This is a genomic window from Burkholderia sp. 4M9327F10 (assembly GCF_005503145.1).
Taxonomy (GTDB): Bacteria; Pseudomonadota; Gammaproteobacteria; order Burkholderiales; family Burkholderiaceae; genus Paraburkholderia.
This window is the reverse complement of record NZ_SCNV01000007.1, coordinates 190,231-202,352: the sequence shown is the minus strand read 5'-3', so window position 1 is coordinate 202,352 and position 12,122 is coordinate 190,231. Positions and strand designations below refer to the sequence as shown.

The window sequence follows — 12,122 nt, the reverse complement described above, 5'->3', positions numbered from 1 at the left end:
TTCGCCCGTTCATTCGCCACACGGCGATGAACCCCGCGGTTGACGCTTCCGGTGTATGGCCGCTGATTGCTCTTTAAGCCGCCACCGTTTCCGAAGCCGTTGCTGCGCCGGCATGACCGCCTACGAGGCAGCGCTTGTTGGCGACGTGATATTCGAATTCATCCCAGTAGTGCTTGAGCATGCCGCGCACCGGCATGGCCGCTGCATCGCCGAGCGCACAGATCGTACGGCCCATGATGTTGCCGGCCACTGAGTTCAGCAGATCCAGATCTTCCTGGCGGCCGAGGCCGTGCTCGATACGATGCACGACGCGATACAGCCAGCCGGTGCCTTCGCGGCAGGGCGTGCACTGGCCGCAGGACTCTTCGTAATAGAAGTACGACAGACGCAGCAGCGAACGGACCATGCAGCGCGTCTCGTCCATCACGATCACCGCGCCCGAACCGAGCATCGATCCCGCCTTGGCGATCGAGTCGTAGTCCATGTCGGTGTGCATCATCATCTCGCCCGGAATCACCGGAGCGGACGAGCCGCCAGGAATCACGGCCTTGATCTTCTTGCCGCCGCGCACACCGCCGGCGAGTTCCATCAGCGTCGCGAACGGCGTGCCGAGCGGAACTTCGTAGTTGCCCGGACGTTCGACGTCGCCCGAGACCGAGAAAATCTTGGTGCCGCCGTTATTCGGCTTGCCCATTTCCAGGTAAGTCTGCGGGCCGACCGTCAGCAGGAACGGCACTGCCGCGAACGTCTCGGTGTTGTTGATGGTGGTCGGCTTGCCGTACACACCGAAGCTCGCCGGGAACGGCGGCTTGAAGCGCGGCTGGCCCTTCTTGCCTTCCAGCGACTCGAGCAGCGCGGTTTCTTCGCCGCAGATGTAGGCGCCGTAACCGTGGTGCGCATGGAGCTGGAACGAGAAGCCCGAGCCCATGATGTTGTCGCCGAGGAAACCGGCGCGGCGCGCCTCTTCCAGGGCCTGTTCGAAGCGCTGATACACCTCGAAGATTTCACCGTGGATGTAGTTGTAGCCGACCGTAATGCCCATCGCATACGCGCCGATGGCCATGCCTTCGATCAGGGCATGCGGATTCCAGCGCAGGATGTCGCGGTCCTTGAACGTACCCGGTTCGCCTTCGTCCGAGTTGCAGACGAGGTACTTCTGCCCCGGGAACTGGCGCGGCATGAAGCTCCACTTCAGGCCGGTCGGGAAGCCCGCACCGCCCCGGCCGCGCAGACCCGACGCCTTGACGTCGGCAATCACCTGCTCGGGCGGAATCTTCTCTTCCAGAATACGGCGCAGCTGGACGTAACCGCCGCGCGCCACGTAGTCTTCGAGATGCCAGTTGTCGCCGTTCAGGCCGGCGAGAATCAGCGGTTTGATGTGACGATCGTGGAGAGACGTCATTTCGAAAGTTCCTCGAGCAGCTGGTCGATCTTGGCGCGGCTCATGAAGCTGCACATACGGTGATTGTTCACCAGCAGCACCGGTGCGTCGCCGCACGCGCCCATGCATTCGCCTTCTTTCAAGGTGAACTTGCCGTCCGCCGTGGTTTCGCCGAAGTCGATGCCGAGCTTCTGCTTCAGGTACTCGGCAGCGCTTTCCGAGCCGCCATCCGGACCGAGCTGGCACGGCAGGTTCGTGCAAAGCGTGATCTTGTGCTTACCGACCGGCGCCGTCTCGTACATCGTGTAGAAGGTCGCGACCTCCTGCACGGCGACTGCGGGCATGCCGAGATAGTCGCCGACGAACTGCATCAGTTCGGGCGACAGCCAGCCATGCTCTTCCTGAGCGACGGCCAACGCCGCCATCACGGCGGACTGTTGCTGACCGGCGGGATACTTCGCGATCGCACGATCGATTTCTTTCAGGCCTTCAGCTGAGATCATTTTCAGACACGACTCTTTCAATTCCTACCGAACGAAAACCTGTCGCGTGCTGCATGTTGCGACAGACCCGGCGTTCCTTTTTGACCACGCGCACACTACGGCTGCGACGCGCACGCCACGATGAAAACCGCTCTTAACGATCGATTTCGCCGAACACGATGTCCTGCGTGCCGATAATCGTCACGGCATCGGCAATCATGTGACCGCGCGCCATTTCGTCGAGCGCGGACAGATGGGCATAACCCGGTGCGCGAATCTTCAGGCGATACGGCTTGTTGGCGCCGTCCGAGACCAGATAGATGCCGAACTCGCCCTTCGGATGTTCGACAGCCGCATACGCCTCGCCTTCCGGCACGTGGAAGCCTTCCGTGAAGAGCTTGAAGTGGTGAATCAGCTCTTCCATGTTCGACTTCATGCCGACGCGCGACGGCGGCGCAACTTTATGATTGTCGATCATTACGGGGCCCGGATTGTTGCGCAACCACTCAATGCATTGTTTCGCGATACGAGTCGATTGACGCATTTCCTCGACGCGAACCAGGTAGCGGTCGTAACAATCGCCGTTCACGCCCACCGGAATGTCGAAGTCCAGCTTGTCATACACTTCATACGGCTGCTTCTTGCGCAGATCCCACTCGATACCCGAGCCACGCAACATTGCACCGGTCATGCCGAGCTGCAACGCCCGCTCCGGACTCACCACGCCGATGCCGACCAGACGCTGCTTCCAGATCCGGTTGTCGGTGAGGAGCGTTTCGTATTCGTCGACACAATGCGGGAAGCGGGTGAAGAAGTCGTCGATGAAGTCGAGCAACGAACCCTGGCGGGTCTCGTTCATCTTCGAGAGCGCCTTCGCGTTGCGGATCTTCGATGCCTTGTACTGCGGCATCGCTTCCGGCAGATCACGATACACGCCGCCCGGACGGTAGTAAGCCGCGTGCATCCGGGCGCCGGACACCGCTTCGTACACGTCCATCAGGTCTTCGCGTTCGCGGAAGGCGTACAGAAACACCGCCATCGCGCCCACATCGAGCGCATGCGAGCCGATCCACATCAGGTGGTTCAGCACGCGGGTGATTTCGTCGAACAGGACGCGAATGTACTTCGCACGCACCGGCACGTCGATGCCGAGCAGCTTTTCGATGGCCAGCACATAACCGTGCTCGTTGACCATCATCGACACGTAGTCGAGACGGTCCATATACGGCACGGACTGGATGAAGGTCTTGTTTTCCGCGAGCTTTTCAGTAGCGCGGTGCAGGAGGCCGATATGCGGGTCGGCGCGCTGGATCACTTCGCCGTCGAGTTCGAGCACGAGGCGCAGCACACCGTGCGCGGCCGGGTGCTGCGGGCCGAAGTTAAGCGTGTAGTTCTTGATCTCTGCCATGGCGTTCCCTTAGTGTTTCAGACCGCCATAGCGATCCTCGCGGATCACGCGCGGCGTGATTTCCCGCGGCTCGATCGTCACAGGCTGATAGACGACGCGCTTCTCTTCCGGGTCGTAACGCATTTCGACGTAGCCGGAAATCGGGAAATCCTTGCGGAACGGGTGACCGATGAAACCGTAGTCGGTCAGGATACGGCGCAGGTCCGGGTGACCTTCGAAGACAATGCCGTACAGGTCGAACGCTTCGCGCTCGTACCAGTTGGCCGAGCTCCAGATATCGACCACGGACGGGATCAGCGGCACATCGTCGTCCTGTGCGAACACGCGCACACGCAGGCGCCAGTTGTTCGTTACCGACAGCAGATGCAGCACCGCCGCGAAGCGCGGACCGTCGTAAGCACCGTCGCCGTAGGTCTGGTAGTCGATACCGCACAGGTCGACCAGTTGCTCGAAGCGCAGCGACAAATCGTCGCGGAGGCGCGTCGCAATATCTTGATATTCTGTGGCACTCACGACGATCGTGAGCTCGCCGATTGCTTCGGTGACGCTCAGCAGGCGGCCGCCAAAGGCCGCCTCGAGGTTCGCTTTCAGGGTCTCGAGTTTGCTTGCCATTTTGTGGGGAGGCTCTGGCTTTATTGACGGGCGATGGTGTTGGTGCGGCGGATCTTCGCCTGTAGCTGGATCACGCCGTAGACCAGCGCTTCAGCGGTGGGCGGACAACCCGGTACATAGACGTCGACCGGCACGATCCGGTCGCAGCCGCGTACCACCGAATACGAGTAGTGGTAGTAGCCGCCGCCGTTCGCGCACGAGCCCATCGAGATCACCCAGCGCGGTTCGGCCATCTGGTCGTAGACCTTGCGCAGAGCGGGCGCCATCTTGTTGCACAGCGTGCCGGCGACGATCATCACGTCCGACTGACGCGGACTTGGACGAAACACCACGCCGAAACGGTCGAGGTCATAACGGGCTGCGCCCGCATGCATCATCTCGACCGCGCAACACGCGAGACCGAACGTCATCGGCCACAGGGAGCCAGTGCGCGTCCAGTTGATCAGCTTGTCAGCCGTGGTGGTGACAAACCCTTCCTTCAAGACCCCTTCGATACTCATTTGCTTTCCACTCCAGACGGGGCGGCTAGCGTTCGCCGCCCACGCAAACCGGCGATTAATCCATCATTCCCAGTCCAGACCGCCCTTCTTCCAGATGTAGGCGAAGCCTAGCAGGAACTCGAGCAGGAAGATCATCATTGCCATGAAGCCGGGCCAGCCGATATCGCGCAGGGCCACACCCCACGGAAACAGGAACGCGGTTTCAAGATCGAAAATGATGAAGAGAATGGCGACGAGATAGTAGCGCACATCGAATTTCATGCGCGCATCTTCGAACGCTTCGAAGCCGCACTCGTATGGTGCGTTCTTCTCGGTATCAGGCTTGCTCGGACCGAGGATCTTGCCAATACTGACCAGTGCTACGCCTAAACCAGTGCCCACCAGGAGGAACAACAAGACGGGGTAATAGGCTGCGAGGTTCAAGACTATCCTCAATCGGTTGGTTCTGAGTGCCGCCAGGGACAGGATCACCCGGCACGAAATTACTTCGGCGCGCTTGACGCTGCAACTTTAACGCAAACACCGGCCAGAAGCGAAAATGCCAGCCGAAGCGAAGCAAGCGGCTGGCATTTAGATAACATTGGTGCCGACGGCGAGACTCGAACTCGCACAGCTTTCGCCACTACCCCCTCAAGATAGCGTGTCTACCAATTTCACCACGTCGGCACTACTGCAATCCGGGAAATCAACTTGTAAAACCCGCGAATCGCTTCAAGACTTAGATTGTAACTGGTTTAAACAGTTTGTTCAACGCACCACGACCACTTTTCCCGAAAATTTATTTCGGCACGTCCTGGCCCGGCGTCGACGCAGCGACAGCCGGAGCGGCAACCGATGCGCCAGCCGGAGCAGCAGCGGACGACGCCACCACCGGAGCGGTGGCTACCGTGCCGAGCAAGCCTGCAGAAGGCTTGGCGTGATATGAACCGAGGTACGTGAGCGCCAGCGTGGTGACAAAAAAGATCGCTGCAAGCACTGCGGTGGTACGCGACAGAAAGTTTGCCGAACCCGTCGCGCCGAACAGACTGCCCGACGCGCCGCTGCCGAAAGCGGCGCCCATGTCGGCACCCTTACCGTGCTGCAGCAGCACGAGGCCGATGACCCCAAGCGCCGACATTAACTGAACGACGATAATCAAAGTTTTCAAAACCAGCATCACACTCACCTGAGTCTTTATTTAATCGCGCGGCACAAGGGGCGCCACGCGCAATGGGTCTTCCTGCCCGGACAGCCTGCTTACTGCGTGACGCTCACCGCGCCAGCCGCCTTGCAGATTGCCAGGAAATCCTGATCCTTCAACGACGCGCCGCCAATCAGGCCACCGTCGATGTCCGGCTGACGGAACAACTCTTCCGCATTCTCCGGCTTCACACTGCCGCCATACAACAGTGGTACCCGGGCGAGCGCAGCATCCTTCGCCGCGAGACGCGCACGCAGGAACGCATGAACGTCCTGCGCCTGTTGCGACGTGGCGCTCTTGCCGGTGCCGATCGCCCAGACCGGCTCATAAGCGACGACGATACGCGCCGCCTCTTCGACCGACAATTTCACCAGCACTTCGTCCAGTTGCGCGCCGACCACCTGCTCGGTCGTACCCGCTTCACGCTCTTCAAGCGTTTCGCCCACGCAGACGATCGGGGTCAAACCCGCTTCGAGCACGCGCTGCGTCTTGACGGCCACCAGCTCCGAGCTTTCGCGATGATAGGCGCGGCGCTCCGAGTGCCCGACGATTGCCAGCGACGCGCCGAAATCCACCGCCATCGGCGCGGCCACCTCACCGGTGTAGGCGCCGCTCGTGAAGGCCGATACGTCCTGCACACCCCACACAACGCGGCTGCCTTCCAGCAGTGCCTGCGCCTGCGCGAGATACGGACTCGGCACACACACGCCGACATGCACGGTGTCTGCCAATTCACCGGCGCCCTGCGCCACGGCTTCAAGCAGAACCGCGTTCCCGGCAAGCCGCCCGTGCATCTTCCAGTTACCGATTACCAGCTTCGCTCGTTGTTTCGACATCGTCTCGTCTTGTCGTGGCGGCGGACCCGCGTTGCATCGCGCTGCATGATGGACACCTCATTGGTACCGCACCTGCAACACCTGCAACCTTACTGCCCGCCTTTCGAATTCATGCGGCGCACGCAAAACGCGCAATTTTACTGCGAGCAGGTGGATCGGGTCAAACTGCCAGCCACCAACCAATCCCGTCAACCTGGCCCTGTCAAGCGTGCGCGAACGCCCCCGCCTCACACCCGGGCGGCTTTGCAGCCGCCGCGGAACCGTCAGCCCGCTACTTGGGCCACGCCCCAATCCAGCACGATCTTGCCCACGTGCGTGCTGCTTTCCATCAACGCGTGCGCCTCGGCCGCCTGCGCAGCCGGAAACACCTGGTAGATCACCGGCTTGATGCGGCCGTCCTCGAGGTGCGGCCACACGCGCGCCTTGAGTTGCGCGGCAAGCCTCGCCTTGAACTCCACCGGGCGCGGACGCAATGTCGAACCGGTCACCGTCAGACGGCGGCGCATGATCTCCGGCAGATTCAGCTCGGCCTTCGCGCCGCCCAGCGTCGCAATCAGCACGATCCGGCCGCCGTCGGCCAGCGCGCTCAGTTCGCGCGGCACATAGCTGCCCGCCACCATGTCGAGGATCACGTCGACACCGCGATCGTTCGTCAGCGACTTGAGGACTTCGACGAAGTCTTCGGTCTTGTAGTTGATCGCACGCTCGGCGCCAAGCTGTTCGCAGGCGCGGCACTTGTCGTCCGACCCCGCGGTGGCGAACACGCGAAAGCCCAACGCATGGGCAATCTGGATGGCCGTCACACCGATGCCGCTCGACCCGCCCTGCACCAGCAGGGTTTCGTTCGGCCCACCCTCGCCCGCGCCCAGTTGCCCGCGTTCGAAGACGTTGCTCCACACCGTAAAGAAGGTTTCCGGCAACGAAGCCGCCTCAATATCGGAGAGGCCCTTCGGCACCGGCAGACATTGCGCGAGCGGCGCCGCCGCATATTCGGCGTAACCGCCGCCGGCCAGCAACGCGCAGACGCGATCGCCAAGCTTCAGGCCAAACGGGTTGCGCTTCTCGTCGATCGTCCCGCCGACAATTTCCCCCGCCACTTCCAGCCCCGGCAGGTCCGACGCGCCCGGTGGCGGCGCATAGCCGCCCTTGCGCTGGAACACGTCCGGACGATTCACGCCCGAGGCGGCTACCTTGATCAGCACCTCACCCGCTTTAGGCTGCGGCGTGGGCCGCTCAGCGAGCTTCAAGACTTCCGGCGCACCGAATTCAGTAATTTCGATCGCTTTCATCTGCCTCACCTCCAAGGTTTGGATTGCGTTGCACACCCGCGCTTCGCGTCGCCTGCAAGGCAATCCACCCTCATGAAAAACGGCCGGCGCGCATTCACGCTGCCGGCCGTTCTCTACCTTACCGCATTACTGCGGAGTCGGTTCGCTTTGCGGTGCGCCCGACGCTGCGTCGTTCAGCAACGCCTTCGCCGACAAACGCACGCGGCCCTTCTCGTCCGTCTGGATGACCTTGACCTTCACCTGCTGGCCGTCCTTCAGATAGTCGTTGATGTCCTTGATGCGCTCGTTGGCGATCTCGGAGATGTGCAGCAGACCGTCCTTGCCCGGCAGGATGTTCACGATCGCGCCGAAATCGAGCAGCTTGAGCACGGTGCCTTCGTAGACCTGGCCCACTTCGACTTCCAGCGTGATGTTCTCGATGCGCTTCTTCGCTTCGGCCATGCCTTCGCTGCTGGTGCTGGCGATGGTGACGACGCCGTCGTCCGAAATATCGATGGTCGTGCCGGTTTCTTCGGTCAGCGCGCGGATCACCGAACCACCCTTGCCGATCACGTCGCGGATCTTTTCCGGATTGATCTTGATGGTGATCATGCGCGGTGCGAATTCCGACAGCTGGGTGTTCGCGCCCGAGACAGCCGAGGTCATCTTGCCGAGGATATGCAGACGGCCTTCCTTCGCTTGCGCGAGAGCGACCTGCATGATTTCCTTGGTGATGCCCTGGATCTTGATGTCCATCTGCAGCGCGGTCACGCCGTGCTCGGTACCCGCCACCTTGAAGTCCATGTCGCCGAGGTGATCTTCGTCGCCGAGGATGTCGGTCAGCACGGCAAACTTGTTGCCTTCGAGGATCAGGCCCATGGCGATGCCGGCGACGTGCGCCTTCATCGGCACGCCGGCGTCCATCAGTGCGAGGCAGCCGCCGCACACCGAAGCCATCGACGACGAACCGTTCGATTCGGTGATTTCCGACACAACGCGAATCGAGTAGCCGAATTCGTCGGCGCTCGGCAGGCAGGCTGCCAGCGCGCGCTTGGCGAGACGGCCGTGACCGATTTCACGGCGCTTCGGCGAGCCGACGCGGCCCGTTTCGCCCGTCGCGAACGGGGGCATGTTGTAGTGGAGCATGAAGCGTTCGCGGTACTCGCCTTCGAGCGCGTCGATGCTCTGCTCGTCGCCCTTGGTGCCGAGCGTGGCGACCACCAGAGCCTGGGTTTCGCCGCGCGTGAACAGCGCCGAGCCGTGGGTACGCGGCAGCACGCCGGTGCGGATTTCGATCGGGCGCACGGTGCGCGTGTCGCGGCCGTCGATACGCGGTTCGCCGTCGAGGATCTGGGTACGGACGATCTTCGCTTCGATGTCGAACAGCACGTTGCCGACCGCCGCCTTGTCGGCTGCGACCGTGCCGGCTGCAGCGGCTTCTTCTTCCAGCTTCGCCGAGGTGGCGGCGTAGACTTCCTTCAGCTTGGCCGAACGCGCCTGCTTGTCGCGAATCTGGTATGCAGCGAGCAGGTCGGCCTGCGCCAGTTCCGTCACGCGAGCGATCAGCGGCTCGTTCTTGGCGGCCGGTTGCCAATCCCACTCCGGCTTGCCGCCTTCGCGCACGAGCTCATGGATCGCGTCGATCGCGGTCTGCATTTGCTCGTGACCGTAGACCACTGCGCCGAGCATCACTTCTTCGCTCAGTTGCTGCGCTTCCGATTCGACCATCAGCACGGCGCGCTCGGTACCGGCGACGACCAGGTCGAGCGCCGAATCCTTCATCTGGGCGCGCGTCGGGTTCAGGACGTATTCGTTGTTGAGGTAGGCCACGCGTGCTGCGCCGACCGGGCCGTTGAACGGCAGACCGGACACGGCGAGCGCCGCCGACGCGCCGATCAGCGCGGGAATGTCAGCGGGGATTTCGGGGTTCAGCGACAGGACGTGGATCACGACCTGCACTTCGTTGTAGAAGCCTTCCGGGAACAGCGGGCGCAGCGGGCGGTCGATCAGGCGCGAGATCAGCGTTTCGCCTTCCGACGGACGGCCTTCGCGGCGGAAGAAGCCACCGGGGATCTTGCCGGCTGCGTAGGTCTTTTCGAGGTAGTCGACCGTCAGCGGGAAGAAGTCCTGGCCCGGCTTGGCGGTCTTGGCGCCGACCACGGTGGCCAGCACAACGGTATCTTCGACGTCGACAATCACAGCACCGCTTGCCTGACGAGCGATTTCGCCCGTTTCGAGACGAACGTTATGTTGTCCCCACTTAAATTCTTTGACGATTTTATTGAACATAGTCATTTTGTCACTCCATCGTTATGCCGCGCGGACCAGAAGCGGCGCGGCAACGCCAGGACCGGTGCTACATGGGAAGAGGAGTGTTATGCCATTCCAGAGAACCACGCCCTACATCGAGTACGTGCGCGAACCGCTGGAATGACACAAAGCTCTGCCCTGAAGCCCGGCTGTGTTGAGCGTTGCCCGCCGCATGAACCGTCACGCTACCGCGGGCAACTATCGGCACGCCTCACATGAAGCGCACCGTGCAAAAACAAAATGCCTGTATCAGTGAAACTGACACAGGCATCTTGCTGAGAGCGCCTTACTGCGCGCCCAATTACTTACGCAGACCCAGCTTCTCGATCAGTGCGCGGTAACGGTCCGCGTCCTTACCCTTCAGGTAGTCGAGCAGCTTGCGACGACGGCTCACCATGCGCAGCAGACCGCGGCGGCTGTGGTGGTCCTTCGTGTGGGCCTTGAAGTGAACGGTCAGTTCATTGATGCGGGTGGTCAGCAGAGCGACCTGAACTTCGGGGGAGCCGGTATCGTTAGCAGCGCGTGCAAATTGCGCAACAACTTCGGACTTCTTGCTTGCTTCAACTGCGGACATATCAATTTCCTTGAGAACTAGACAGGCGGTCACGGAAGAAAGGCCGTGCCGTGGATTACAACGAGGGGCGTATTGTAGCACAGCCTGAATCGGCCGCGAACCCTGCTGTGGCGGACCGGATTCGCGGGCGCGGGCCGGCTCGACGGCTGGCCCAAAGCAGCGCCTCAAGGCCGTGTCATGCGGCAGGTCGTAGCCGGCACGGTCCGCTCGGGCGGCAACGCCAGCACGGTACGAAAGCCATAGCCAGAACCCTCGTTGTCGAAGCGCACGCCCGGCGTGCCGGCCTTGTCCATCTCCATCACATAAAGGGGCTGGATCATCTGGTGATCGTCGGCGCGCATCCACGAGGGGTGGAAGCCGTTATCGAACTTCATCCCCTCCAGCGCCTTCGCGACCGCCTCCGGCTGGGCGCTGCCGGCCTTGTTCATGGCCGCGGCGAGCATCTCGACCAGCAGTTCCATGCGCAGCACCGGATAGTCGTCCTGGGCAGCCGGGTAGTGGGCGCGGAACGCCTTGTACCACGCGTCCGAGGCAGCGCCACCCGCGTTGGGATGCCAGTCGGCCACCGCGATCACGCGTTTCACGCCAGCCTCGCCGAGCGCCGCCGGCGCCCCGAGGCTGTTGCCGTAGAAGGTGTAGAACTTGGTGTCGAGCCCCTGCTCGCGCGCGGCCTTGACCAGCAGCGTCAGATCGTTGCCCCAGTTGCCCGTGATCACCGCATCGGCTCCGCTCGCGCGGATCTTGGCGATGTAGGGGGCGAAATCCTTGACGCGGCCAATCGGATGAAATTCATCGCCGACAATCGCGATATCCGGGCGCTTGGCCGCCAGCGCCGAGCGCGCCAGCGCGCTGACGTCATGGCCGAAGCTGTAGTCCTGGTTGAGCAGATAGACCTTCCGGACCGACGGGTCGTGCTGGATCACGTCGGCAAGCGCGTCCATACGCATGCCCGCGTGCGCGTCGAAACGGAAGTGCCAGAAACTGCAGCCGGCGTTGGTCAGCGCGGGATCGTCGGCGGAGTAGTTGAGGAACACTTCCTGGTTGTCCGGCTCGCGGCTGTTCTGCTTCCCGATCGCACCGAGCAGCGCCGCCGCCACGGCCGAGCTGTTGCCCTGCAGGATGTAGCCGATATGGCGGTCCGCCGCCGCGCGCAACTGCACCAGCGCCTCGTCGGTGCTGCCCTTGCTGTCCAGCACCACCAGCTCGAGCGGATGCGCGCCGTCGGCCAGCCTGACGCCGCCGCGGGCGTTCACCTGTTCGACGCCGAAGCGCAGATTGCGCTCCACCGCCGCTCCCGCGTTCGCAAACGGGCCGGACATGCCTTCGATCAGCGCTAACTGGACCGGTTTGCCGGCCAGCGCCGGGCTCGACTGCGCGCCGGCGTCAGCGGCGGCCTCCGCCGTCGTCACCAGCACCGCCGTCCCCACCACCGCCGTCACTGCTACCGCCAGCGCCGCCACCGCGGCACGCCCCCACTTCGCCGCCATGCGCAGCTCCTTTGCATCTCGTATGAAGCGCGGATCATAGGATGCGTGGCCTGGAATAAGCAAGCACGGCCGCTCGTTAACACT

Annotated in this window: 12 protein-coding genes and 1 tRNA gene; all 13 read right to left on the bottom strand. The window is 62.5% G+C overall.

The genetic code is table 11. From position 1 onward, the window contains the following. Positions 1-73: 73 nt before the first annotated feature. The 13 genes from nuoF to FFS45_RS10285 all read right to left on the bottom strand — a co-directional run bounded on the left by nuoF (position 74) and on the right by FFS45_RS10285 (position 12,038). Positions 74-1,402 carry an NADH-quinone oxidoreductase subunit NuoF gene (gene nuoF / locus FFS45_RS10345; RefSeq protein WP_137954535.1) on the bottom strand — a complete coding sequence of 443 codons (1,329 nt, stop codon included), beginning with the start codon at positions 1,400-1,402 and terminating at the stop codon, positions 74-76. Continuing rightward, positions 1,399-1,884 (bottom strand): NADH-quinone oxidoreductase subunit NuoE, encoded by a 486-nt coding sequence (nuoE, locus tag FFS45_RS10340; RefSeq protein WP_137954534.1) that lies wholly within the window; start codon positions 1,882-1,884, stop codon positions 1,399-1,401. The genes nuoF and nuoE overlap by 4 nt, the downstream gene beginning before the upstream one ends. A 133-nt stretch (positions 1,885-2,017) precedes the next feature. Beyond that, positions 2,018-3,271 carry an NADH-quinone oxidoreductase subunit D gene (locus FFS45_RS10335; RefSeq protein WP_137954533.1) on the bottom strand — a complete coding sequence of 418 codons (1,254 nt, stop codon included), beginning with the start codon at positions 3,269-3,271 and terminating at the stop codon, positions 2,018-2,020. A 9-nt stretch (positions 3,272-3,280) separates the two neighbouring features. After that, positions 3,281-3,883, bottom strand: coding sequence for an NADH-quinone oxidoreductase subunit C (locus FFS45_RS10330; protein ID WP_137954532.1), 603 nt, complete (start codon positions 3,881-3,883; stop codon positions 3,281-3,283). Positions 3,884-3,903: 20 nt separating this feature from the next. Next, complete coding sequence (locus tag FFS45_RS10325) at positions 3,904-4,383, bottom strand: NADH-quinone oxidoreductase subunit B (RefSeq protein WP_006052903.1); 480 nt, start codon at positions 4,381-4,383, stop codon at positions 3,904-3,906. A gap of 63 nt (positions 4,384-4,446) precedes the next feature. Further along, positions 4,447-4,806, bottom strand: coding sequence for an NADH-quinone oxidoreductase subunit A (locus tag FFS45_RS10320; RefSeq protein ID WP_137954531.1), 360 nt, complete (start codon positions 4,804-4,806; stop codon positions 4,447-4,449). A gap of 158 nt (positions 4,807-4,964) precedes the next feature. After that, positions 4,965-5,049, bottom strand: a tRNA-Leu gene (locus tag FFS45_RS10315). 112 nt (positions 5,050-5,161) lie between these two features. After that, complete coding sequence (gene secG / locus FFS45_RS10310) at positions 5,162-5,539, bottom strand: preprotein translocase subunit SecG (protein WP_137954530.1); 378 nt, start codon at positions 5,537-5,539, stop codon at positions 5,162-5,164. 80 nt (positions 5,540-5,619) lie between these two features. Next, the gene (tpiA, locus tag FFS45_RS10305) at positions 5,620-6,399 is read right to left on the bottom strand and encodes a triose-phosphate isomerase (protein WP_137954529.1); all 780 of its coding nucleotides are present in this window, start codon (positions 6,397-6,399) and stop codon (positions 5,620-5,622) included. 263 nt (positions 6,400-6,662) lie between these two features. Next, the gene (locus tag FFS45_RS10300; RefSeq protein WP_137954528.1) at positions 6,663-7,688 is read right to left on the bottom strand and encodes an NAD(P)H-quinone oxidoreductase; all 1,026 of its coding nucleotides are present in this window, start codon (positions 7,686-7,688) and stop codon (positions 6,663-6,665) included. A 126-nt stretch (positions 7,689-7,814) separates the two neighbouring features. Further along, on the bottom strand, positions 7,815-9,962 hold the full coding sequence (gene pnp / locus FFS45_RS10295) for a polyribonucleotide nucleotidyltransferase (RefSeq protein ID WP_171029620.1): 2,148 nt from the start codon (positions 9,960-9,962) through the stop codon (positions 7,815-7,817). A 316-nt stretch (positions 9,963-10,278) separates the two neighbouring features. Next, positions 10,279-10,551, bottom strand: a complete 273-nt coding sequence (gene rpsO / locus FFS45_RS10290; protein ID WP_090688003.1) for a 30S ribosomal protein S15 — start codon at positions 10,549-10,551, stop codon at positions 10,279-10,281. A 164-nt stretch (positions 10,552-10,715) separates the two neighbouring features. Then, on the bottom strand, positions 10,716-12,038 hold the full coding sequence (locus FFS45_RS10285) for a branched-chain amino acid ABC transporter substrate-binding protein (protein ID WP_137954527.1): 1,323 nt from the start codon (positions 12,036-12,038) through the stop codon (positions 10,716-10,718). Between the last annotated feature and the right edge of the window lie 84 nt (positions 12,039-12,122).